The sequence below is a fragment of the Sphingomonas baiyangensis genome, from assembly GCF_005144715.1.
Classification (GTDB): domain Bacteria; phylum Pseudomonadota; class Alphaproteobacteria; order Sphingomonadales; family Sphingomonadaceae; genus Sphingomonas; species Sphingomonas baiyangensis.
In genome coordinates this window covers 540,155-563,940 of sequence record NZ_SWKR01000002.1, presented here as the reverse complement: position 1 = coordinate 563,940, position 23,786 = coordinate 540,155, and the positions used below count along the sequence as shown (strand labels likewise).

At 68.1% G+C, this 23,786-nt stretch carries 21 protein-coding genes; 11 read left to right on the top strand and 10 right to left on the bottom strand.

The genetic code is table 11. From position 1 onward, the window contains the following. Positions 1-167 precede the first annotated feature (167 nt). Positions 168-293, top strand: coding sequence for a hypothetical protein (locus FBR43_RS16535; RefSeq protein WP_262708678.1), 126 nt, complete (start codon positions 168-170; stop codon positions 291-293). Here the strand turns inward: FBR43_RS16535 and FBR43_RS05890 are convergent. Further along, positions 290-1,405 (bottom strand): GNAT family N-acetyltransferase, encoded by a 1,116-nt coding sequence (locus tag FBR43_RS05890; RefSeq protein WP_136942284.1) that lies wholly within the window; start codon positions 1,403-1,405, stop codon positions 290-292. The two genes, FBR43_RS16535 and FBR43_RS05890, sit on opposite strands and share 4 nt — an antisense overlap. Positions 1,406-1,494: 89 nt before the next feature. On the opposite strand from FBR43_RS05890, the gene FBR43_RS05885 reads away from it, so the two are divergent. Together FBR43_RS05885 and FBR43_RS05880 are read left to right on the top strand one after the other, a co-directional pair. Next, positions 1,495-1,959, top strand: a complete 465-nt coding sequence (locus tag FBR43_RS05885; RefSeq protein WP_169542516.1) for a DUF2721 domain-containing protein — start codon at positions 1,495-1,497, stop codon at positions 1,957-1,959. Continuing rightward, positions 1,956-2,360 (top strand): DUF4345 domain-containing protein, encoded by a 405-nt coding sequence (locus tag FBR43_RS05880; RefSeq protein ID WP_136942283.1) that lies wholly within the window; start codon positions 1,956-1,958, stop codon positions 2,358-2,360. Before FBR43_RS05885 ends, FBR43_RS05880 begins: the two co-directional genes overlap by 4 nt. Here the strand turns inward: FBR43_RS05880 and phaR are convergent. Further along, positions 2,357-2,899, bottom strand: coding sequence for a polyhydroxyalkanoate synthesis repressor PhaR (gene phaR / locus FBR43_RS05875; RefSeq protein ID WP_136942282.1), 543 nt, complete (start codon positions 2,897-2,899; stop codon positions 2,357-2,359). The genes FBR43_RS05880 and phaR overlap by 4 nt on opposite strands. Before the next feature lie 15 nt (positions 2,900-2,914). Here phaR and FBR43_RS05870 point away from each other — a divergent pair, with 15 nt between their 5' ends. The 3 genes from FBR43_RS05870 to FBR43_RS05860 all read left to right on the top strand — a co-directional run bounded on the left by FBR43_RS05870 (position 2,915) and on the right by FBR43_RS05860 (position 8,504). After that, positions 2,915-3,985 (top strand): alpha/beta fold hydrolase, encoded by a 1,071-nt coding sequence (locus FBR43_RS05870; RefSeq protein WP_136942281.1) that lies wholly within the window; start codon positions 2,915-2,917, stop codon positions 3,983-3,985. A gap of 31 nt (positions 3,986-4,016) precedes the next feature. Beyond that, positions 4,017-5,189, top strand: coding sequence for an acetyl-CoA C-acetyltransferase (locus FBR43_RS05865; protein WP_136942280.1), 1,173 nt, complete (start codon positions 4,017-4,019; stop codon positions 5,187-5,189). 189 nt (positions 5,190-5,378) lie between these two features. Continuing rightward, positions 5,379-8,504 carry a TonB-dependent receptor domain-containing protein gene (locus FBR43_RS05860; protein ID WP_169542515.1) on the top strand — a complete coding sequence of 1,042 codons (3,126 nt, stop codon included), beginning with the start codon at positions 5,379-5,381 and terminating at the stop codon, positions 8,502-8,504. Positions 8,505-8,554: 50 nt separating this feature from the next. Here the strand turns inward: FBR43_RS05860 and FBR43_RS05855 are convergent, their stop codons facing one another. Both FBR43_RS05855 and FBR43_RS05850 read right to left on the bottom strand, forming a co-directional pair. Beyond that, positions 8,555-9,607: an alanine racemase gene (locus FBR43_RS05855; protein WP_136942278.1), complete on the bottom strand. Its 1,053-nt coding sequence runs from the start codon at positions 9,605-9,607 to the stop codon at positions 8,555-8,557. A 55-nt stretch (positions 9,608-9,662) separates the two neighbouring features. Next, on the bottom strand, positions 9,663-11,279 hold the full coding sequence (locus FBR43_RS05850) for an MFS transporter (protein WP_249276473.1): 1,617 nt from the start codon (positions 11,277-11,279) through the stop codon (positions 9,663-9,665). An 84-nt stretch (positions 11,280-11,363) separates the two neighbouring features. Between FBR43_RS05850 and FBR43_RS05845 the strand changes: the two genes are divergently transcribed. Next, positions 11,364-12,539 carry a cation:proton antiporter gene (locus FBR43_RS05845; RefSeq protein WP_136942277.1) on the top strand — a complete coding sequence of 392 codons (1,176 nt, stop codon included), beginning with the start codon at positions 11,364-11,366 and terminating at the stop codon, positions 12,537-12,539. 139 nt (positions 12,540-12,678) lie between these two features. Here the strand turns inward: FBR43_RS05845 and metH are convergent, their stop codons facing one another. The 4 genes from metH to FBR43_RS05825 all read right to left on the bottom strand — a co-directional run bounded on the left by metH (position 12,679) and on the right by FBR43_RS05825 (position 18,501). After that, a complete protein-coding gene (gene metH, locus FBR43_RS05840; protein ID WP_136942276.1) occupies positions 12,679-15,426 on the bottom strand; it encodes a methionine synthase in 2,748 nt (915 codons plus the stop codon). A gap of 118 nt (positions 15,427-15,544) precedes the next feature. Further along, a complete protein-coding gene (locus FBR43_RS05835; RefSeq protein WP_136942275.1) occupies positions 15,545-16,594 on the bottom strand; it encodes a homocysteine S-methyltransferase family protein in 1,050 nt (349 codons plus the stop codon). Positions 16,595-16,603: 9 nt separating this feature from the next. Continuing rightward, the gene (gene metF, locus FBR43_RS05830; RefSeq protein ID WP_136942274.1) at positions 16,604-17,545 is read right to left on the bottom strand and encodes a methylenetetrahydrofolate reductase [NAD(P)H]; all 942 of its coding nucleotides are present in this window, start codon (positions 17,543-17,545) and stop codon (positions 16,604-16,606) included. Continuing rightward, complete coding sequence (locus FBR43_RS05825; protein WP_136942273.1) at positions 17,542-18,501, bottom strand: ArsR/SmtB family transcription factor; 960 nt, start codon at positions 18,499-18,501, stop codon at positions 17,542-17,544. The genes metF and FBR43_RS05825 overlap by 4 nt, the downstream gene beginning before the upstream one ends. A 157-nt stretch (positions 18,502-18,658) precedes the next feature. On the opposite strand from FBR43_RS05825, the gene FBR43_RS05820 reads away from it, so the two are divergent. From FBR43_RS05820 to FBR43_RS05810, 3 genes are all read left to right on the top strand, one after another. After that, positions 18,659-18,970 (top strand): hypothetical protein, encoded by a 312-nt coding sequence (locus tag FBR43_RS05820; protein WP_136942272.1) that lies wholly within the window; start codon positions 18,659-18,661, stop codon positions 18,968-18,970. 76 nt (positions 18,971-19,046) lie between these two features. Beyond that, complete coding sequence (locus FBR43_RS05815; protein WP_136942271.1) at positions 19,047-19,226, top strand: hypothetical protein; 180 nt, start codon at positions 19,047-19,049, stop codon at positions 19,224-19,226. Further along, positions 19,223-20,173, top strand: a complete 951-nt coding sequence (locus FBR43_RS05810; protein WP_136942270.1) for an aldo/keto reductase — start codon at positions 19,223-19,225, stop codon at positions 20,171-20,173. The genes FBR43_RS05815 and FBR43_RS05810 overlap by 4 nt, the downstream gene beginning before the upstream one ends. Positions 20,174-20,176: 3 nt before the next feature. Here FBR43_RS05810 and FBR43_RS05805 read toward each other — a convergent pair whose 3' ends face one another. Together FBR43_RS05805 and FBR43_RS05800 are read right to left on the bottom strand one after the other, a co-directional pair. Next, positions 20,177-20,794, bottom strand: a complete 618-nt coding sequence (locus FBR43_RS05805; protein WP_249276472.1) for an exopolysaccharide biosynthesis protein — start codon at positions 20,792-20,794, stop codon at positions 20,177-20,179. A gap of 123 nt (positions 20,795-20,917) precedes the next feature. Beyond that, on the bottom strand, positions 20,918-22,303 hold the full coding sequence (locus tag FBR43_RS05800) for a helix-turn-helix domain-containing protein (protein WP_136942269.1): 1,386 nt from the start codon (positions 22,301-22,303) through the stop codon (positions 20,918-20,920). Between the two features lie 155 nt (positions 22,304-22,458). On the opposite strand from FBR43_RS05800, the gene aceA reads away from it, so the two are divergent. Continuing rightward, on the top strand, positions 22,459-23,739 hold the full coding sequence (gene aceA / locus FBR43_RS05795) for an isocitrate lyase (protein ID WP_136942268.1): 1,281 nt from the start codon (positions 22,459-22,461) through the stop codon (positions 23,737-23,739). Positions 23,740-23,786: the final 47 nt, after the last annotated feature.

Here is a 23,786-nt window from a genome sequence, read left to right as displayed (position 1 = left end):
GTCCGCCGGCCATTCCTGTCCCCTTCCAATCTTGGCTTGGAGACCCATGGACCAGACGACGCCCGCTTCCGCAACCCCGGGCGGCAGGGCTCGGCGCTAACTTGTTCGCCACGCAAAGCAAATCTTCATGCCTGCGTGCAAGACTTGCGACTTCGACAGGAGAGTTCGTGAACGAAATCCCGCCCGCCCCCGCGCCCGAGCGCCGCGGCACCGATCGCCGCCAGGCCGCCGATCCGGCGTATCGCGGTCCCGAGCGCCGCACCGGCGACCGGCGCAGCCGCACCGCCGGCTAACTGCTCGCGTCGGCGCCTTGCTGCGCCTGCCCGCTGCCCGCCCACCGGCCGCGCAGCATCCGCGCCACCCAGCTCGCCGGGCCCGGCCGCACGAACAGCCAGTCGCGGATCATCGGCCCCGGTGCGGCACCGATGGTGCGCTTGTAGCCGCTGTCTCCCGCACCCCAATCGACGCGCGCGATGCCGTCGTCGATGCCGCGCACGAGGTTACGGTAATAGAGCAGCTTGCCGGGCGAATGCTTGGCGAAGGCGGGATCGTAGCTGTTGGCGATCGCATATTTGAGCGCGCCGGCATTGAGATCGAACGAGAAGGCGGCGGGCTTGCCATCGACTTCGAGGAGCGCGGCCCACATCATCTCGGCGATCGGCCGGTCGAGCGCGGCGGCGCGCCAGAATGCGCCGTGCCCGTGGGCAGTGAACTTGGCGTCGCTGCCATCGGTACGATCGGCGATCCAGCTCGCGTCCTCGACGGCCGCCAGCGCCGCGAAGCTCGCCTCGTTCCAGTCGTCGCCCGACACGAAGCGCCAGTCGAGCGCACCGTGCGCGGCCAGATGCTTCTCGTGGAAGCGGTTCTTCTTAAGCGTCGAGTTGCGCGGCCACGCGCCCTCGGCTTGCTGGGCGGCGATATCGAGCACGAAGCTCTCGGCCACGTCGCGCGGCATCGCCGTCCACCCGCTCGCCGCCGCCGCCGCGCGCAGCAGCGCCAGCGCCGGGTCGTCGTCATAGACCGGCCCCATGCGAAAGCCGTAGCCTTCGCGCGCCACGCCAGCGAGCAGCGCCGCGATCGCCGCCGGATCGGCATCCTCGCTCACCGGAAACGACCGGAACGGCCAGTAGCTGCCCGCCACCGTGAACATCCCCGGCAGCCGCGCGTGCAGCCGCACCAGCGGCAGTGCCGCCACCGGGCTGCTCTCGCGCGTCACCACCAATGTGCGCGCCGCGCCGCCATAGGCCGCCAGCGCAGCGGCGAACCAGCCATAGCGCAAAAAGCGGTGGCTCGGCCGCGCGCGCGCCGCGACCAGATCGATCGCCGATGCCAGCCCGTCGACATGCTCGACATGGTGGACGGGCGGCAGGCGCTCGAACGCGCTCAGCGGCAGGGGCTTGCTCATCGGTCCGGCATAGCAGCCGATGCGTTACCGCAAGGTAGCGCGGCAAACCGCCCGTCGCATTTCGTGCCCGGCCCCGCTATGGCGCGGCAATGGTGTTCGCTCCCGTCCTCTCCACCGTCGCCGAGACGATCCAGGTATCGATCGCGCCGGTGTTCCTGCTCGCCGGGATCGGCGGCATCCTCAACGTCATGACCGGGCGGCTGGCGCGCATCATCGATCGTGCGCGCAGCCTCGAGCAGCTCCATCCGCGATCGACCGGGCCCGAGCATGATCGCCACGTCTGGGAGCTGCGCCGCATCGACCGGCGCATCACCGTCATCAACGCCGCGATCGTGCTCGTCACCGCCAGCGCGGTGATGATCTGCATCGTCGTCGCGCTGATGTTCATCGCCTCGCTCATCAAGCTCGCGATCGGCACCGTCGTCGCGGTCGCCTTCATCCTGTCGATGCTGGCGCTGATGCTCGGGCTGTTCGCCTTTCTCGTCGAGGTACGACTGTCGCTCAAGGCGATCCACATCCGCTCCGAACTGCTCGAACTGGAACAGCGCCCATGAGCCCCGGCGCCGAACGCCGCGCGCTCCAGATCGCGATCGCCGTCACCTGCGCCGTGCCGCTGTCGGCGGCGACGCTCAGCCTCATCCACGGCCCGCGATGGCTCGGCGCGCCGGCACCCGTGCCCACCGATCTCGACAGCCACTTCCGCTATCTCTCGGGCATCTTCCTCGTGATGGGGCTCGCCTTCCTAGGCACCGTGCCGCGCATCGAGACGATGGCACCGCGCCTCGCGCTCCTGGGCGCGATGGTCATCACAGGCGGCATCGCCCGGCTGGCGAGCCTGCTCGTCGTCGGCGCGCCCTCGACCGGCCATCTGGTCGGTCTCGGCATCGAACTCGGCGTCGTCCCCGTCATCCTGCTGTGGCAACGCCGCGTCGCGCGGCGCTGCGGCAGGATCTAGCCGAGCTTGTCGACCTTCGCCTGCAATTCGGCGAGCTGTGCCTTTAGCGAAGCGATCTCGTCGTCCTTCGCCGCCGGCGTGGCGGCGGCGCCGGGCCGCTTGAATGCCTGTGTCGCGGCCTCGAACATCTCCATGTTGCGCTTGGCGATCTCGGCGAAGGGCGAATGCGCGAACGCACCCTCGACCGCCGACTTGAACTGCTCCTGATTGCGGCGGAAACTGTCCATCGAGGCTTCGAGATAGCCCGGCACCATCGTCTGCATGCTGTCGCCGTACAGGCTGATGAGCTGGCGCAGGAAGCTTACCGGCAGCATCGTCTGGCCGCCGCGCGCTTCCTCCTCCATGATGATCTGCGTCAGCACGTTGTGCGTGATGTCGTCGTCGCTGCGTGCGTCGATCACCTTGAAGTCGCGGCCCTCGCGCGTCATCGCCGCGAGATGATCGAGCGTGATGTACGATGAGGTTTCGGTGTTGTAGAGCCTGCGATTGGCGTATTTCTTGATGACGACGGGGCCATCGGCCGCGGATGCTTTCTTCATTGAGGCCCTCGCTGCATGACTGCCTCCTGCCTATCACCGATCAATGTCGCGCCGCAACAAGCGCCGCGCCCGCTGCCGCTGTTTCTTGCGCTGCTGCAGCATGAAACGCGCGATGCGCCCGAAATCCGCGCACGCGCCCTTGCCGGGCTCGCCGCCTATCAAGCCGCGCCCCGAGACATTCCTCCGGCTCCCCTGCCCGTTGTCGCGACGGCCGGCCACGCTACGTTGCGGCGCTATTCGAACGACGGCACGCCACTGGTCGTCGTCCCGTCGATCATCAACCCGCCGCAAGTGCTCGACCTCGCGCCCGATCGTTCGCTACTGCGCTGGCTCGCGGGTCGCGGCTTTGCCGCACACATGATTGATTGGGGTACGCCCGAGCCCGCCGATCGCGGCCGCGATCTCGTTGCGCATGTCACCGATCTGCTGCTGCCGTTGCTGCGCAGCATTGGCGGCGCACCGCTGCTCGCGGGCTATTGCCTCGGCGGCACGCTGGCGCTCGCGGCGGCGGCGCACACGCCCGTTTCGGGCGTTGCGCTGATCGCCGCGCCATGGCGCTTCGCAGGCTTCGGCGAAGCGGCGCGCGCGCGCATCGCCGATTTGTGGGCCGCCGCCGAGCCGACCTGCGCCGCGCTCGGCCTTGTACCGATGGAAGTACTCCAGTCAGGCTTCTGGCAGCTCGATCCCGCCCGCATCGTCGCCAAGTTCGCGCGGTTCGCGGGCCTCGATCCCGCCAGCAACGCCGCCCGCGATTTCGTGATGCTCGAGGATTGGGCGAATGGCGGCGCCCCCCTCACCTATGCCGCGGGCCGGCAGTTGTTCGACGATCTGTTCGACGCCGACCTGCCCGGCACCGGCCGTTGGCACGTCGGCGGACGCATCGTCGATCCGGCCGCGCTCGACTGCCCGCTCATCGAGTTCGTATCGGCGAGCGACCGCATCGTGCCTGCCGCCAGCGCCATCGGCCTCGCCGATCGCCGCGTGCTGTCGGCGGGCCATGTCGGCATGATCGTCGGCCGCCACGCCCGCGCGCAATTGTGGGAGCCGCTCGCCGACTGGCTAACCAGCGCCGCCGCCCCTAGATAGCCCCCAACCACTTCCAAAGGAGCAAGCCAGCATGACCGAGATCGTGATCGCCGCCGCCAAGCGCACGCCCGTGGGCAGCTTCCTCGGCGCCTTCGCCGCCACGCCCGCGCACGAGCTTGGCCGCGTCGCGATCGAGGCGGCGCTCGAGCAGGCCGGCGTCAAGGGCGAGGAAGTGTCCGAAGTGATCCTCGGCCAGGTGCTCACCGCCGCGCAGGGCCAGAACCCCGCGCGCCAGGCGTCGATGGCCGCCGGCATCCCCAAGGAAGTGCCCGCCTGGGGCGTCAATCAGGTCTGCGGCTCGGGGCTGCGCACCGTCGCGCTCGGCATGCAGGCGATCGCCAATGGCGACGCCACCATCGTCGTCGCCGGCGGCCAGGAATCGATGTCGATGTCGGCACACGCCCAGTCGCTGCGGCCGGGCACCAAGATGGGCGACGTCAGCCTTGTCGACACGATGATAAAGGACGGCCTAACCGACGTGTTCAACGGCTATCACATGGGCATCACCGCCGAGAATCTCGCCGAGCAGTATCAGGTGACGCGCGCCGATCAGGATGCGTTCGCCGTCCGCTCGCAGAACCTCGCCGAGAAGGCACGCGGCGAAGGCCGCTTCAAGGACGAGATCGCTCCCGTGACGGTCAAGACGCGCAAGGGCGAGACCGTCGTCGCCGACGACGAATATATCCGCGCGGGCGCCACCGTCGATGCGATGGGCGGTCTGCGCCCTGCGTTCAAGAAGGACGGCACCGTCACCGCCGGCAACGCCAGCGGCATCAACGACGGCGCCGCCGCGCTCGTGCTGATGAGCCGCGAGGAAGCCGATCGCCGCGGCATCACCCCGCTCGCCACGATCAAAAGCTGGGCGTCGGCGGGCGTCGATCCCTCGATCATGGGCATCGGCCCCGTGCCCGCCAGCCGCCGCGCGCTCGAAAAAGCGGGCTGGAGCGTCGGCGACCTCGACCTCATCGAAGCCAACGAAGCGTTCGCCGCACAGGCGCTCGCCGTCGGCAAGGACATGGGCTGGAGCGACGACAAGCTCAACGTCAACGGCGGCGCCATCGCCATCGGCCACCCCATCGGCGCCTCGGGCGCGCGCGTGCTGACGACGCTGATCTACGAAATGGCGAAGCGCGACGCCAGGAAGGGCCTCGCGACACTGTGCATCGGCGGCGGCATGGGCATCGCGATGTGCGTCGAGCGGTAGACTGACCTAATAAGATAACACACCCGTGTTGCAATATTGCAACGTCTCACATCAATATTACCAATCTTGCTTCTTTTGTTTGCACGTCGCGCAATCATCTAGTCGTATGCCCCTATCCAAAAAAGGGGTTTTGCCATGCGTTTTAGTATGTTGCTTTGCGCGTCTGCGCTTGTTCCGGCGGCCGGTCTGATGATGCCGGCCGCCGCTGCGGCGCAGACCACTGCGGGTCAGGAAGAAGGTGATCCGGCGCAGACCGAGGAGAGCCTCGAAGCAGCCAATGATTCCGAAACCATCATCGTCACGGGGTCGCGCATCAATCGCCCGAACCTGCAATCGACCAACCCGATCACGACCGTCGAGATCGACGACATCGTCACTGGTGACGTCTCGCTCGGCAACGCACTGCAGAACCTGCCGCAGCTCGGACAAACCTTCACGTCGGCGAACTCGACCCGGTTCATCGGCACTGCCGGCCTCAGCATTCTCGACCTGCGTAACCTCGGCACCGCGCGCACGCTGGTGCTCGTCAACGGTCGCCGCCACGTGACCGCGCAGCCGGGCTCGAACTCGGTCGACGTGAACACCATCCCGACCGATCTGGTCCAGGGGATCGATATCCTGACCGGCGGCAACTCGGCGATCTACGGCCCCGATGCCGTCGCGGGCGTCGTCAACTTCCGGCTGCGCCGCGATTTCGAAGGTCTGACGGTCCGTGGGCAGGGCGGCATTTCGGACCGAGGCGACGCCGGAAACTATTTCGTCAGCGTCACCGCCGGCAAGAACTTCGCCGACAATCGCGCGAACATCGCCGTGAACCTCGAATACGCACGCAGCGACGTCCTCTTCTTCACCGAGCGGGATGATCTGACGGGTGCCTATTCGGGTCGTTCGCAGTTCCAGCTGGTCGAGAATACCGGCCCGAATCTTAATCCCAATGCGGGCGCGCTGCGGCCCACGCCCGAAGCGTCGACGGGCAACGGTATCCCGGACAACGCATTCCTGACCGGCATCCGCAACGTCAACATCTCGACGGGCGGCCTGCTCACCGCAGCGTGCCCGACGGCCGCGGCAGCGGGCGAAACCCCCGAGGCATTCGCAGCGCGCCGCGCGGCGGCCTGCAGCGGCCTTGCCAATCCTGGCCTCGCCAACCCGCTCGCGCAATTCGGCAACACCTTCGTGTTCCGCCCGGACGGTTCGCTGGTGCGCAACAACTGCGTCACCGATTTCCGCCCCTTCGGTTCGACCAACTGCGTCGGCGGCGAGGGCTCGACGCTGCGGGAAACCGGCATGCTCCAGCCGCAGATCGATCGCTATGCAGCCAATCTGCTAGCGAGCTTCGAGGTATCGCAGGCGTTCCGGCCTTTCATCGAGGCCAAGTTCGTCCGCGTCACCTCGCTTCAGGAAGGCCAGCCGACCTTTTTCAACAACAGTTTCAGCGTCAACAATCCCTTCCTGACCGACCAGGCACGCGCGACGCTCAGCAGCGTGCTGGCGCCGGGCGCCACGAGCTTTACCGCGCAGCGCTTCAACACCGACTTCGCCGGCCGCGGTGAAGACCATCGCCGCGATACGTATCGCGTCGTGGCCGGCGTCGAGGGCACGTTCAATGGCGACTGGCGGTACGAGATCGCGGCAAATTACGGGCGGACCGAAACCTTCTACGAAACGCGCGGTAACGTTCTGCTCGCCGAATATGGCCGGTCGATCAACGCAGTGCGCAACAGCGCCGGGCAGATCGTCTGTGCCGTCAATGCCGATGCCAATCCCGCGAACGACGATCCGTCGTGCGTACCGGTGAACCTGTTCGGCGAGGGTCAGGTGTCGCAGGCCGCCGTGGATTATTTCGGCTACAACTCGACGCGCGATGAAAAAGCCGAACAGTTCGTCGCCTCGGCGTTTCTTTCGGGCAATCTCGCTGGCCTGTTCTCGCTTCCGGGCGGCCCGATCGGCTTCGCGGTGGGTGCAGAGTATCGCCGCGAAACGGCGTTCTCGACCTATGACGACGTCACCGCCGCCGGCCTCACCTTCCTGAACGCGATCGCCACCTTCGAGCCGCCCGCATTCGAGGTCGCCGAACTGTTCGGCGAGCTTCGCGTGCCGATCCTCAGCGCCATCCCTTTCGCCGAGGAGTTGAGCCTTGAGGCAGCCGGTCGTTTCTCCGACTATAATGTCGGCAATACCGGCCAGACCTTCACCTACAATCTCGGCGTGATCTATTCGCCGGTTCGCGACATCCGCCTTCGCGCTTCCTATGCGAAGTCGGTGCGCGCGCCGACGCTCAGCGATCTGTTCTCGACGCCGGCGCAGACCTTCGCCAACGGCCTTGCAGACCCCTGCGGCCAGCAGAACATCAACAATAACCCCAACCGCGTGCGCAACTGCGCTGCGGCCGGCGTTCCCACCACGCAGACGTTCAACGGGATTACCGAGCCGTTCACCAACCGTCCGGCCTCGGGCGTCGCGGGTCTCAACCAGGGCAACGCCAATCTCAATCCCGAGGAAAGCCGCAGCTTCACGGTCGGCGCGGTGATCCAGCCGAGCTTCGTCCCCGGCCTGACGCTGACCGTCGACTATTACGACATCGAGATCGAGCAGGCGATCCAGGGCCTCACCGGCCAGACGATCATCAATCAGTGCTATGACAATGAAGGCGGTATCGACAATCCGTTCTGCGCGGCTGTCTTCCGCAATCCCGACGGCACGTTCGCCGGCCAGCAGGACGTCATCAACGGCGGTGTCACCGTCACGATCCCGCGTACCGGCCCCGGCTTCTTCAACCAGCCGTTCAACTTCGCTCGGTTCCAGACCAACGGCATCGACGTCGACCTGAATTACCGGACGCCCGTCGGCGCCGGCAGCCTCGACCTGCGCGGTATCGTGACGCACGTTTTCCGTCGGAACAACTTCACCGACATCTCGCGCCCCGATTTCCGCAACCGGACGCTTTCGGAGCTGGGGCAGCCGCGCTGGGAAGCCCAGTTCACCGCGAACCTCGACATGCCGACCTTCGATCTGTTCTACCAGATACGGTATCTCGACAAGCAGATCATCTCGGGCAACGAGTTCGAGACGTTCTTCCCTTTCGATGGTCGTGACCCGCTGAATCCCGACGCGAACAACTTCGTGTTCTATCCGGAGACCTTCTACCACAACGTCCGACTCGGCATTAAGGCAAGCGAGGACCACCGCTTCTATCTCGGCGTCGACAATCTGCTCGACACGTTGCCGCCGCTGGGTCTGCTGGGGACCGAAGGCAATGCGCCCTACGGCAACCTCGGCCGCAGCTTCTACGCCGGTTTCTCGGCAAAGTTCTGATCGCGTTTGACACCTTTACCGGGGGCCGCTGGCGACAGCGGCCCCCTTTTTCATGCCGCGCGTCGGTCGAACCGTATTCCCAGCCCCGTCAGCAATTCATACTGCGACAGCCCGCTCGCCGCCGCGGCGCTTGGCAGGTGGTAGTCGATCTCCACCCAATCGCCTTCGGCCAGATGCGCGGCGTTCGTCACGTCGATCGCGGTCAGGTCCATCGATACGCGGCCGATCACCGGCAGGCGCGCGTCGTCACATCGTGCCGCGCCTCGGCCTGAAAAGCCGCGCAGATAGCCGTCGGCATAGCCCAGGTTGAGGATCGCCACTTCGGTATCGACCGGCGCGGTCCAGGTGGCGTTGTAGCCCACCGCCCCGCCGGCGCGCACGCAGCGGCGCTGCAATATCTGCGCCTGCGGCCGCACCACCTGCCGCACCACACCGCTGAGCGCCGCGCATGGCTCGCCGCCATAGAGCGCCAGCCCCGGCCGCGTCAGGCCGAAACGATAGTCGCGCCCCAGCGTGACGCCGGCCGAATTGGCGAGGCTCAGCCGTACCGCATCGGTGCTGCCTGCCAGCGCGGCAAGCGCATCGCGCTGTACCATGTTCATCGGCGACGGCTCGTCGGCGCACGCCAGATGGCTCATCAGCGTATCGATCGCGAGCCCCGCCAACAGCCCTCCCGCGACATCGCCCGCCGCCACGCCCAGCCGATGCATCCCGGTATCGACCATCACGTCGCACGCGCGACCGCCGCCGCCCTCGCGCCAGCGCGCCACCTGTTGCGGCGTGTTGAGCACCGGGCGCGCGGGAAGCGTCGTCGCCGCCGCCATGTCCTCGTCGCGCACGCCGTGCAGTACCGAGAGGCGCAAGTCGTGGCCCGCGATCAGGTCGGCGATCGCGGCGACCTCGCTCCACGTCGCGACGAAGAAGTCGCGGCACCCCGCCGCCGCCAGCACGCGCACCACGTGGCGCGCGCCCAGCCCATAGCCGTCGGCCTTCACCGCCGCGCCGCACGCCGCATCGCGGCTCAGCCGCGCCATCGCGCGCCAGTTGGCGGCGAGCGCATCGTCGTCGATCGCAAGGCGCAGCGGCGCGGGAACGTCCATCATCGCGCCCGGTTAGGCGCGTGTCGCGGCCCGTGCAATCGCAGTCATGCAGGCGCGCTCATTCGGGCGACGGGCGCCCGAGCGTCTCCTTCAGCCCCCATGCGGTGACGATCAGCGCCATCAGCACCACCGCCCAGGTGTACCAGAGCCCGGCATAGGGATCGCCCGTGCGCGCGACGATATACTGGCTGATGAACGGCAGGAAGCCGCCGAAATAGCCCGTGCCGATATGATAGGGGATCGACATCGAGCTGTAGCGGATGCTCGGCGGGAACATCTCGGTCAGCACTGCCGCGACGGGACCGTAGGTCGCGCCCGACAAGGCGCTGAGCCCGACGATCGCCAGCAGGATCACCACCAGATTGCCGCCCGAGGGAATGACTCGGTCGAGATCATAGCCCGCTGCCTCGAGCGCGGCATCGAGCCCCGCCGGGCTGGTATCGACCACCGGCGTTCCCCCCACCGACACGCGCACCACGCCCGCCTCCGCCTTGGTGTAGGCGACGCCCTTCTTCGAGAGGTGATCGAGCACGCGGCCGCATGCATCGGCCTGCGTCGCGGCAAAGGGATCATAGGCGCAGGCCGGGCCCATCACCACCACGGGTGCCCGCTCGGCCGCGGCGGCGAGCCCCGGATTGGCCGCCTGGCCGATGATCCAGAACAGCGGGAACAGGAAGAACAAGGTGGCGATCATGCCGATCACGATGGGCAGCTTGCGCCCCACCCTGTCCGAAAGCTTGCCGAAGAACACGAACCAGAACAGCCCCGCCGCCGCGCCGCCGCCGGTGATGAGCTGCGCCGTCGTCTCCTCCACGCGCAGCGGCCCGGTCAGGAAGCTCAGCACGGTGAACATCGCGGTGTACCAGATGACCGTCAGCCCCGCCGCGATGCCGAACAGCGCGACGAACAGCCGCTTGGGGTTGCCCGGATAGGTGAAGCTCTCGAGGAAGGGGTTCTTCGCCAGCGATCCCTTGGCCTTCATCGCCTTGAACACCGGGCTCTCGGACAGCTTGAGGCGCATCCAGAGCGAAACCGCCAGCAGCACGATCGAGAACAGGAAGGGCAGCCGCCATCCCCAGTCGAGCCACGCCGCATCGCTCATCGCGCCCTTGAAGCCGAGCACCACGACCAGGCTCAGTATGAAGCCGCCCGCCACGCTGGCCTGAATGAAGCTGGTGTAGAAACCACGCTTGCGCGCCGGCGAATGCTCGGCGACGTAGATCGCGGCGCCACCATATTCGCCGCCCAGCGCCAGCCCCTGCGCGATGCGCAGCAGGATGATGAGCGCCGGCGCCGCCAGCCCGATCGCCGCGGCCGAGGGCACCAGTCCGACGCCCGCGGTCGCCACGCCCATCAGCGTGATGGTGACGAGGAAGGTATATTTGCGCCCCAGCTTGTCGCCCAGATAGCCGAACAGGATGGCACCCAGCGGCCGGAAGCCGAAGCCCACGGCAAAGCCCGCCCAGGCGAGCAGCGCCTGCATCACTTCGGAACCCGCGGGAAAGAAGGTCCGCCCGATGATGCCCGAGGCGGCGAGCGTGCCGTAGATGAAGAAGTCGTACCATTCGAACACCGTGCCGAGCGACGATGCGCCGATCACCAGCCGAATGTCCTTGGCCGAGGGCTCGGGCGTGTCGCTGCCCACAATCCCGTCCGCCATCGCCTCGTTCGCCATGCAGGCCCGCTCCCCCGTTTCGCGCCAGCATGTACCGGCTTGCACGGCCCCGGCAAGCGGCTAACGCTGCCGGCGGGGGCTGCGATGACGACGACCGAGATATTCCTGCTGGCGATGCTGCTGATCTTCGGTGCGCCGTTCCTCGTCTGGCGGCTGCTGCGCACCGATTACTGGGCGCCGCTGGTGGTGGTGCAGATCGTCGGCGGCATCCTGCTGGGGCCGGGCGTGCTCGGCGCCGCCTTTCCCGATTACTACGCCTTCGTGTTCCGCGCCGACGTCATCGCCGCGCTCAATGGCATTGCGTGGTGGGCGGTGATGCTGTTCGTGTTCGTCGCCGGGCTCGAGCTCGATCTGTCGCAGGCGTGGCGCCAGCGCCGCGAGACGGGCGTGACCGCCGGCCTCGCGCTCGTCGTGCCGCTGCTTGCCGGCGCGGCGGCGGCGGCGGTGATGCTGCGCTTTCCCGGCTGGGCGGGGCCGGCGGCGGCGGCGTGGCAGGTGGTGCTCGGCATCGGCATGGCGTGTGCCGTCACCGCGCTGCCCATCCTCGTGCTGCTGATGGACAAGCTTGCCATCTTGCGCGCCCCGCTCGGCCAGCGCATCCTGCGCTATGCCAGCCTCGACGACATCGCGATCTGGGGCGTGCTCGCGCTCATCCTGCTCGATTGGGAACGCGTCGGCCGGCAGGCGATGTTCCTGATCGGCTTCGCGCTGGTAGCCTGGGCGATGCGCCGGCTGATGCGCGCGATCGACGAGCGCGATCGCTGGTACGCGCTGCCGATCTGGCTGGCCGCCTGCGGCCTCGCCGCCGACTGGGCGGGCATCCATTACATGGTTGGCGCTTTCCTCGCCGGCGCCGTGCTCGACGGCCACTGGTTCGACCAGCGCCGCATGGACGAATTCCGCGACACGCTGTTGCTGGTACTGATGCCCGTCTTCTTCCTCTCGACCGGCCTGCGCACGCAATGGGATGTCGGCGGCATCGCGGTATTCGCCGCCGCCGGACTCCTGCTTGTCGCCTCGGTCGGCGGCAAGCTCGCCGGCGTCGCGCTCGCCGGCCGCATCCTCGGCTGGGCCAAGGGCGAGGCGCTGACGATCGGCTGGCTGCTCCAGACCAAGGCGCTCATAATGATCGTCTTCGCCAACATCCTGCTCGACCGCCAGATCATCACCAGCGCCACCTTCACCGCACTGCTCTTGATGGCGGTGGCGAGCACGATGCTGACGGTACCGATGGTCGCGCCGAGGCTGCGGCGTGCCTGATCCTCCCCGGCACGGGGAGGGGGACCGCGACGCGTAGCGGCGTGGTGGAGGGAGCGCCGCCGCAAACACAGCGCCCGTGGCCCGCCCCCTCCACCATGCTGCGCATGGTTCCCCTCCCCGTGCCGGGAGGTATGTCACGTCAGTCCAGATTGGGCCGTAGCCACCGCTCCGCCGTCGCCAGGTCCACCCCGCGCCGCGCGGCATAGTCCTCAAGCTGGTCGCGCCCCACGCGCGCGACGCCGAAATAGGCCGCCTCCGGGTGGCCGAAATAGAAGCCCGATACCGCCGCCGTCGGCAGCATCGCGAAGCTTTCGGTCAGCGTCAGCCCGGCATTGGCGGGCGCGTCGAGCAGGTCGAACAGCACCGGCTTGGCCGAATGATCGGGACATGCGGGATAGCCCGGCGCCGGGCGGATGCCGCGATACTGTTCGCGGATCAGCGCTTCGTTGGTCAGCTGCTCGCCCTCGGCATAGCCCCACAAGGTCGTGCGCACATGCTGGTGCAGCCGCTCGGCAAAGGCTTCGGCCAGCCGGTCGGCCAGCGCCTTCAGCAGGATGTCCTGATAATCGTCATGCCCCGCCTTGAAGCGCGCGATATGCGCGTCGATGCCGTGGATGCCCACCGCGAAGCCGCCGATCCAGTCGCCCGCGCGATCGACGAAGTCGGCGAGGCACATGTTCGCCCGGCCCTCGCGCTTCGCCACCTGCTGGCGCAGAAAGGGAAAGCGCGTCTCCAATACCTCCCCGGCACGGGGAGGGGGACCGCCAGCCGCCAACTGGTGGTGGAGGGGTTCGGCCGCCACGGCATCGCCCGCCGCAGCACCCCTCCACCCCTCGCCTTCGGCGAGCGGTCCCCCTCCCCGTTCCGGGGAGGTGCTTGACACCACCACATCGTCGCCCTCGCGCCGGCACGGCCACAGCCCCGCCACGCCGCGCGCGGTCAGCCATTTCTCGGCGATGATCGTATCGAGCATCGCCTGCGCGTCGGCGAACAGCGCGCTCGCGCTCTCGCCCACCACATCGTCGCTCAGGATCGCAGGATAATTGCCCGCCAGCTCCCATGATCGGAAGAACGGCGTCCAGTCGATCACCTCGCGCAGATCGGCCAGGTCCCAGTCGTCGAACACGTGCAGCCCCGGCTGCTTCGGCGCCGCGGGCTTGAGCGCGAAGTCGGCGACGAAGCCATTGGCGCGCGCCGCCTCGATCGGCACCAGCGTACTTTGGCCCTTGCCCGCGCGCGCCACGCGCACCGCTTCATATTCGTCGCTCACCTTGGCGACGAAATCGTCGCGCTGCGTATCGCTTACCAAGGTCGTCGCCACGCCTACCGCGCGGCTCGCGTCGAGCACATGCACTACCGGCCCCGTGTACGCCGGCGCGATGCGCAGCGCGGTATGCACCTTCGATGTCGTCGCCCCGCCGATCAGCAGCGGCACGTCCATGCCTGCGCGCTGCATCTCCTCGGCCACCGTCACCATCTCGTCGAGGCTCGGCGTGATGAGCCCCGACAGCCCGATCATGTCGGCATCGTTCTCGTTCGCCGCCTCGAGGATCTTCGACCACGGCACCATCACGCCGAGGTCGATCACCTCGAAGCCGTTGCACTGGAGCACCACGCCGACGATGTTCTTGCCGATATCGTGGACGTCGCCCTTCACGGTCGCCATCACCACGCGACCCTTGCCGCGCGCGCCGGGCTCCTTGGCCGCCTCGATATAGGGCAGCAGGTGCGCCACCGCCTTCTTCATCACGCGCGCCGATTTCACCACCTGCGGCAGGAACATCCGGCCCGAGCCGAACAGGTCGCCCACCACGTTCATGCCGTCCATCAACGGCCCCTCGATCACTTCGATCGGCCGGCCGCCGCGCGCCGCCATCGCGAGGCGCATCTCCTCGGTATCCTCGACGACATGTGCGTCGATGCCTTTGACCAGCGCATATTCGAGCCGCTTGGAAACCTCGAACCCGCGCCATTCCTGCGCCGCCTTCTCGGCCACCGCATCGGTGCCGCGATATTTCTCGGCGAGTGCCACCAGCCGCTCGCCCGCCTGCGGATCGCGGTTGAGGATCACGTCCTCGCAGGCGTCGCGCAGCTCGGCGTCGATCGCGTCGTACACGTCGAGCTGCCCGGCATTGACGATGCCCATGTCCATCCCCGCCGGAATGGCATGGTAGAGGAACACCGAATGCATCGCACGGCGCACCGGCTCGTTACCGCGGAAGCTGAACGACAGGTTCGACAGCCCGCCCGAGATATGCACATGCGGGCAGCGCGCCTTGATCTCGCGGCACGCCTCGATGAAGTCGACGGCGTAATTGTCATGCTCCTCGATCCCCGTCGCCACCGCGAAGATGTTGGGGTCGAAGATGATGTCCTCGGGCGGAAAGCCGATGCCCGTCAGCAGCTTGTAGGCGCGCTCGCAGATCTCGACCTTGCGGTCCTTGGTGTCGGCCTGCCCCACCTCGTCGAACGCCATCACCACCACGGCGGCGCCATAGGCCATGCATTTTCGCGCCTGCTCGAGGAACGCCGCCTCGCCTTCCTTCATGCTGATCGAATTGACGATCGGCTTGCCGCTCACGCATTTCAGCCCCGCCTCGATCACGTCCCACTTCGACGAATCGACCATCACCGGCACGCGCGCGATGTCGGGCTCGGCCTGGATGAGCTTGAGGAACGTCGTCATCGCCTCGACGGCGTCGAGCAGTCCCTCGTCCATGTTGACGTCGATCACCTGCGCGCCGTTCTCGACCTGCTGGCGCGCCACCTCGACCGCGGCGGCATAGTCGCCCGCCATGACGAGCTTCTTGAAGCGCGCCGATCCGGTCACGTTGGTCCGCTCGCCGACATTGACGAAGATGGGGGTTGGGGCAGTCTGCGCGTTCACATCAAATCCGTTCGTGTCGAGCGAAGTCGAGACACCGTTTCGAGCGCAGCGAGATGCCTCGGCTCCGCTCGGCTCCGCCCCTCGACTTCGCTCGGGACGAACGGTGATCGCAGTGAGGCTATGCCGCCATCGTGAACGGCTCGAGCCCGGCGAGCCGCGTCACCACCGGCGGCCGTGGTAGCGAGCGCGGTGCCAACCCCGCCACGCCCCGCGCGATCGCGGCGATGTGCGCCGGCGTCGACCCGCAGCAGCCACCCAGCACGTTGACCTGCCCCGCCCCGGCCCACTCGCCCACCAGCGCGGCCGTAGTCGCGGGCGCTTCGTCATATTCGCCCAGCTCGTTGGGCAGGCCGGCGTTGGGATAGACCATCACCAGCGTGTCGGCGAGCTTGGCCAGCGTCGCGACATGCGGGCGAAGCTGCTCGGCGCCGAACGAGCAATTGAGCCCGATCGTCACCGGCCGCGCATGGCGCACCGCATGCCAGAACGCCTCGACGGTATGGCCCGAGAGGTTGCGCCCCGAGAGATCGGTGAGCGTCATCGAGAGCATCAGCGGCACCTCGCGCCCCAGTGCCTCGCCCGCCTCGATCGTCGCCATGATGCCTGCCTTGGCGTTGAGCGTGTCGAAGATCGTCTCGATCAGGATGAAATCGGCGCCGCCCTCGACCAGCGCGTCGACCTGCTCGCGATACACCTGCTTCAGATGGTCGAAGTCGATCTCGCGATAGCCCGGATCGTTGACGTCGGGGCTGAGCGAGAGCGTCTTGTTCGTCGGCCCGATCGCGCCCGCCACGAAACGCGGCCGACCATCCGCGGCTTCGGCCGCGTCCGCCGCCTCGCGCGCGATCCGCGCCGAGGCGATGTTGATCTCGCGTACCAGATGCTCGGCGCCGTAATCGGCCTGGCTGATCCGGTTGGCGCTGAACGTGTTGGTCGAGACGATATCGGCGCCCGCCTCCAGATAGGCCTGCGTGATCTTGCGCGGCACCTCGGGCATCGTCAGCGCCAGAATGTCGTTGTTGCCCTTCTGGTCGTGGGCAAGACCAAGCTCGCCGGCATAGGCCGCCTCGCCCAGCTTCCAGTTCTGGATTTCGGTGCCGAACGCCCCGTCGGTAATCAGGATACGCCGGGCAGCCTCGGCGAACAGGCGGTCGCGTGCAGTCGTCATGTCGATGTCCTAGGCCGCCGCGCGCGCTTCGCCGGCCTGCGGGCGCAGGCCCAGCAGGTGGCAGATCGCATAGCTCAGCTCGGCGCGGTTGAGCGTGTAGAAATGGAAGTGGCGCACGCCGCCGGCATAGAGCTTGCGGCACATCTCGGCGGCGATCGTCGCCGCCACCAGCTGGCGCGCGGCGGGATGATCGTCGAGCCCTTCGAACAGCCGGCCCATCCAGTCGGGGATCGCCGCCCCGCACAGCCCGGCGAACTTGCGCGTCTGCGCGAAGTTCGAGACGGGCAGGATGCCCGGCACGATCTCGGCGCCGATCCCCGCCGCCGCCGCGCGGTCGCGGAAGCGGAAGAAGGTCTCGGGCTCGAAGAAGAACTGCGTCAGTGCGCGGCTCGCGCCGGCATCGAGCTTGCGCTTGAGGTTGTCGAGATCGGCATCGTCGTTCGCCGAATCGGGATGCCGTTCGGGGTATGCCGCGACCGATATCTCGAACGGGTGCAGCCGCTTGAGCCCCGCCACCAGATCGGCGGCATTCGCATAGCCCTTGGGGTGCGGCACGAAGCGCTCGCTCATCGTCGGCGGGTCGCCGCGCAGCGCCACCACATGGCGCACGCCCGCCGCCCAATATTCGCGCGCCACTGCATCCACCTCGTCGCGGCTGGCGTCGACGCAGGTCAGGTGCGCCGCTGCCGGCACGCTCGTCTCGCGCGCGATCCGCGCAACGGTGCCGTGCGTGCGGTCGCGCGTGGTGCCGCCCGCGCCATAGGTTACGCTCGCGAAGCGCGGCCCGAGCGGTGCCAGCGTCTGTACCGCGTCCCACATCGCGGCTTCCATCCGGTCGGTCTTGGGCGGGAAGAACTCGAACGACACATGCGCGTCGCCCGCCACATCGGCAAACAGCGGCGCGTCGAGGGCGCGCCGCGCCTCCTCGAGCTGCCCCAGCGAAAGCGTCATGCCGCCTGTACCTCCAGCCGTGCCGCGCCCCGTTTGCGCAGCAACCACAATTGCACCGTCAGTTCGCCACCCTCGAGCGTTTCGGTCCGCACCGGCGCCAGCCCGGCGGCATCGCCCCAGCCGAGGATCTGCTCGTCGGAAAAGCCCAGCCGCGCATGATTGTCGCGCGTGCGCAGTTCCTCGCGCTCGTGCGCGGCGAAATCGACGATCAGCAGCCGCCCGCCGGGCGCCAGCACGCGCGCCGCCTCGGCAATCGCGGCACCCGGCTGCTGCGCGAAATGCAGCACATGATGGACGATCGCCACATCGGCGGCGGCATCGGCCATCGGCAGCGCATAGAGATCGGCCTGGCGCAGCTCGGCATGCGCCAGCCCGCGCTCGGCGAGCTTGACGCGCGCCAGCCGCAGCATCTCCGACGAGCGATCGATCCCCAGCGCGCGCTCGGCCGAAGGCGCGAACAGTTCGAGCATCCGCCCGGTGCCCGTGCCGATGTCGATCAGCTGCCCCACGCGCGCGTCACCCAGAACACGCGCCATCGCCGCCTCGACCTCGCTCTCGGCGACGTGCAGCCCGCGGATCGCGTCCCATTGCGCGGCATTGGCCTCGAACCACTCGGCCGCCGCCGCCGCGCGATCGGCGCGCACCGCCGCCAGCCGCGCGCTGTCGGCCAGCGTCCACGGATCGGGCACGCCATCGCTCCACGCGTCGATCGCGGCGAACACCGGCGCCACGCGATCGGCGGCGCCCAACGCCACGAACACCCAGCTGCCTTCCTTGCGCCGCTCGGCCAGCCCCATGTCGCACAGGATCTTTACGTGCCGGCTTACACGCGGCTGGCTCTGCCCCAGCACCTGTGCCAGCTCGCCCACCGAAAGCTCCATGGAGCGCAGCAGCGCGAGCACGCGAAGGCGTGTCGGGTCGGCCAGGGCCTGAAAGATGTCGGCAGTCCGGTTCATCGGTTTAGAGATATAAACATATCTTTATATGCGGTCAATGATTGCGAAGTCGCCTCGCAGATGGAACTATTTCGGATCGCTGGCGCTACGCTGACCAGCCAGCCGTTCGTGCAAGCGGACGGAAGGGGCCAAGTTTCACAACAAAGGGATGTGATCTATGAAGAAGTCGATCGTGATGCCGCTGGCGCTCGTCGCAGCACTGGGCGTGGCCGCTTGCAGCGAGAACGCGCAGACGCAGACCGAGCAGGCCGCCGATGCCGTGGGCGCCGATGTCGAGAATACGATGGGTGAAGCCGCGCAGGACGTCGAGCAGGCGAGCGACGAAGCATTCGGCGCCGCCGAGCGCGCCGTCGACCAGGCCGGCCAGTCGCTCGAGAATGCCGGCGATCGCATCGACGCCGAGACCGACGAAGCGCAGCGCGAAGCCGGCCAGGAGCTTCAGGAAGCCGGCCGCGAACTCGAGCGCTGATCCGCGAGATCGACTGATTGTATCGAGGGCCGCGTTCCACTTCGGGGCGCGGCCCTTTCGCCATTCGGAGCAAACCATGCGTTTCGTGCCGCTCATCGCCCTCGCGCTGCTCGCCGCCTGCGGCCCCGGCGAGAATGATCCGGGCCCCGGCGGCGTCACGATGAGCGAGGCGCGCGAACTCAACGAAGCCGCCGCGATGCTCGAGCCCGACAGCGTCTCGGCCAACGCGCTCGACAACGGAAGCGACCAGCCATGACCCCCATGCGCACCATCGGCGCCACCGACATGACCACGCCGCCGCTCGTGCTTGGCGGCAACGTCTTCGGCTGGACCGCCGACGAGGCCAACAGCTTCGCCATCCTCGGTCGCTTCGTCGATGCCGGCGGCACGATGATCGACACTGCCGATGTCTATTCGGCTTGGATCGAAGGCCATTCGGGCGGCGAGAGCGAAAGCGTGCTCGGCCGCTGGCTCCGCCAGTCAGGCAAGCGCGACCGCGTGCTCATCGCCACCAAGGTGGGCATGCTCGATGGCGAGGGCGGCTCGGGCCTCGCGCCCGCGCGCATCGCCGCGGCGTGCGACGCTTCGCTGCAACGATTGGGCGTCGACCGCATCGATCTCTATTATGCGCACAAGGACGACGAAGCCGTGCCGCAGGCCGATGTGCTCGGCGCGTTCGACGCACTGATCGCGGCGGGAAAGGTCCGCCATATTGGCGCATCGAACTTCACCGCGATGCGCCTCAAGGCCGCGCTCGATTGCGCGCGCGAGCACGATCTGCCGCATTATCGCGCGTTCCAGCCGCATTATAATCTGGTCGAGCGCCACGGCTTCGAGGGCGAGCGGCAGGATCTGTGCGTCACGCACAATCTGGGCGTGCTGCCCTATTTCGGGCTCGCCGCCGGATTCCTGACGGGCAAGTACCGCAGCCGCGCCGATCTTGAAGGCCGCGCGCGTGCCGGCATGGCGGGCAAGCTGCTCGACGGCAACGGCCCGCGCGTGCTCGAAGCAATGGACGGCGTCGCTGCCGAGACCGGCGCGTCGCTTGCGGCGATCGCACTCGCCTGGCTCGCCGCGCAACCCGGCGTCACCGCGCCCATCGCCAGCGCCACCAGCATCGAACAGCTCGACACGCTCATCGCCAGCTGGTCGCTCGAGCTCGACGACGATCAGCTCGCACGCCTCACCGACGCCGGCGTCTGAGGTTCAGCCGCTAACGACGATCGCCGCCCCGCCCGCCAGCGCGGCGGCGGCGACGCCATAGGCGAACAGCATCAGCGCGCCGTCGTGCATCAGCAATGCCAGCCCGAACGCCGCAATCGCCGCCATCGGCGCGGTGCTGGCAAAAGGGAACAGCTCGAGCGCGGGCACGGTGAGCGCCAGCACGATCACGCATCCCGCCGCCACGCGCATCCATATCCCGTCGGTGAAGCGCGTCAGCCGGCCGTGGAACCAGCGGTCGAGGAAGCGCCCTACACCCCGCAACTTGTCGGCCGCCCCCTGAACGCGCTCGCCGCGCACCGATCGTCGCTCGATCAACCCCGGCAGCCAAAGATGGTCGCGGTCGAGCATGATCTGCACCGCGAATAGGATGAGGATGATCGCCAGCGCCGTCGGAACTCCTGGAATCGCGCCGATCGGCGATATCTCGATCAGCGCGGGTACCAGCAGCGCCGGCCCGTGGCTGCGCTGCCCGAAGGTCTCGAACAGGTCGCCCACGGCGACGCGATCCTGCTTCTCGCCCAGGTCCCGCATCGCATCGAGGATTTCACCGACGCTCTGGAAATCGCCATCATCCGCCATCGCACCGCAACGGCGCGCCACGCCGCCGGTTCCGCACCTCGCGATCACGAACCCCTTCACACCTATCCGTTCGTCCTAAACAGTCGCCGAGTAGCGGTGCCGCCGCCTATCGAGCCGGCGTATCGAAGGACCGCCCCCGCCCCCTCAATCCCCCGCGAACGCGAACGGCGTCACCCCCGCCTCGCGATCGCTGACGATGCGCGCGCGGCCCGCCGGCGCGGCACTGCGCTGCGGGCAGGCCGGGCGCGTGCAGGCACGGCACCCCGCGCCGATCGGCACCGCGCGGCCATAAAGGTCGATGCCGCGCGCCGCCGCGAGGCTCGCCGCCTCGCTTGCCGCCACGCCCAGCCCGATCGCGAAGCGTCCGCGCACGCCGCCCGCGCGGGCGCCCTGCGGCTGCACCGTGCGCGCCATCGTCAGCCAGCGTGATGTGTCCTCGTGCTCGACAAGCTGCACCATCAGGTCGCCCGGCCGCGCGAACGCCTCGAACAGGTCCCACAAGGGACACAGCCCGCCCTCGACCAGCGGCGAGGCACTGGCGCCTGCATATCGTTTGGAGACCTGACCGGCGCGGTCGACGCGCAGCATGAAGAAGGGCAGGCCGCGCGCGCCCACGCGCTGCAACGTCGTCAGCCGGTGCGCCACCTGCTCAAAGCCCGCGCCGAAGCGGCGTTGCAGCAGCTCGATATCATAGCCCGTCGCCTCGCACGCGCGTAGGAAGCGCGCATAGGGCATCATCAGCGCGGCGGCGAAATAGCCCGTCAGGTGGCGGCGAAACAGGCGCTCGGCAGTCCGGTCTGCCAGCGCCGCGCCGCGCACCAGCGCGTCGATCTCGCCGCCGGCTTCCACCGCCAGCCGCTCGGCCATCGCGAAGCTGCGCGAGGCGGCGTCGAGCATTTCGGAGAGCTGCAACTGGCGCGCGTGCAGGTCGAGCCGCTTGAGCGCATCGGGCATCACCTCAGCGGGCAGGATGCGTACCGAAAGCTGGTGCCGCGTGCGCAGCCGCTCGGCAATCGCCTGCGCCAGATCGCCGCTGCCCAGCCGCAGTTCGTCGGCCAGCGCCTCGGCGGCGGCATCGAGGTCGGCGAAATGGTTGCGCCAATGCTCGATCGCGCCGCGCACCTCGCGCGCGATCGCGTCGTAATGCACGCTTTCGCCCGATGTTGCCACGTCGCCCCGCGCGTCGAAAACGCGGGCAAACGCCTCGGCACCGCCGGGTGCAGCGGCCAGCCATTCGTCGATCTCGGCGCGGTCGATTTCGAGATCGGTGAACATCGGATCGGCAAGTCGCCGCCGCAGCGCTGCCGCGCCGCCCCCCGGTTCGCCCGCCGCCAGCGCCCGCGCATCGAAGTCGAACCGCTCGGCCAGTCGCACCAGCAGCGTCGCCGAGATCGGCCGCTGGTTGCGCTCGACAAGGTTGAGATAGCTCGGCGAAATCCCCAGCGCCTCGGCCATCGCGGCCTGTGTCAGCCCCGCCTGCCGCCGCACGCGCCGCACCGCATGGCCCGCGATCAGCTTGCCTTCGCCCATGCGTCGCACCCCCTTGTCACGGATTTACATCATTACCATCGCTGTTGGCCTGCGCAAGACAGCACGACCCGTTCTCGCCCATGCAATCATGGCTTTGTGCGGCAACTTCGGCACAAACGGACCATCGACCCGATGATGTTGTGAAGGACGTTACAATGCCCAGCTTCGATGCGCTGATCCCCGCCCCCGCCGGCCGCTTCGACGGCATCGAACGCCCCTACTCGCCCGCCGACGTCGCCCGGCTGCGCGGCTCGGTCGCCATCGAGCACACGCTCGCCCGCCGCGGCGCCGACCGGCTGTGGGAACTGCTACACAGCGAGGATTATGTCCACGCGCTCGGCGCGCTCTCGGGCAATCAGGCGATGCAGATGGTCCGCGCCGGTCTCAAGGCCATCTATCTCTCGGGCTGGCAGGTCGCCGCCGACGCCAACACCGCCGGGCAGATGTATCCCGACCAGTCGCTCTATCCCGCCAATGCCGGCCCCGAGCTCGCCCGCCGGATCAACGCCACGCTGGCCCGCGCCGACCAGATCGAGCACGCCGAAGGCGGCGCCACGCGCGACTGGTTCGCGCCGATCGTCGCCGATGCCGAAGCCGGCTTCGGCGGGCCGCTCAACTGCTACGAGATCATGAAGGCCTATATCGCCGCCGGCGTCGCCGGGGTGCATTACGAGGACCAGCTCGCCAGCGAGAAGAAGTGCGGCCACCTCGGCGGCAAGGTGCTCATCCCCACGCAGGCGCATATCCGCAACCTCGATGCCGCCCGCCTCGCTGCCGATGTCGCCGGCGTGCCGACGCTCATCTGCGCGCGCACCGACGCCGAAAGCGCCCGCCTCATCACCTCGGACATCGACGAGCGCGACCACCCCTTCCTCACCGGCGAGCGCACTCCCGAGGGCTTCTTCCGCCTCAAGGACGGCACCGGCGTCGATCACTGCATCCAGCGCGGCCTCGCCTTTGCAGCCCATGCCGACCTGCTGTGGTGGGAGACCTCGAAGCCCAATCTCGCCGACGCCCGCCGTTTCGCCGAAGCGATCAAGGCGCGCTATCCGAACAAGATGCTCGCCTATAACTGCTCGCCCAGCTTCAACTGGGAAGCCAATCTCGACAAGGACGATATCGCCCGGTTCCAGCGCGAGATCGGCGCGATGGGCTACAAGTTCCAGTTCGTCACGCTCGCCGGCTTCCACCAGCTCAACTACGGCATGTTCGAGCTGGCGCGCGGCTACCGGACACGCGGAATGGCTGCCTATAGCGAGCTGCAACAGGCCGAATTCGCCGCCGAGGCCAATGGCTACACCGCCACGCGCCACCAGCGCGAGGTCGGTACCGGCTATTTCGATCTCGTCGCCACCACGCTGGCCGGCGGCACCAGCTCGACCACCGCGCTCGCCGAATCGACCGAGGCCGACCAGTTCGCCAAGCAGGCCGCCTGACTTTCACCTGGCCGGTCCGCGCCCACCCCCTTTGCGCGCGGCCGGCC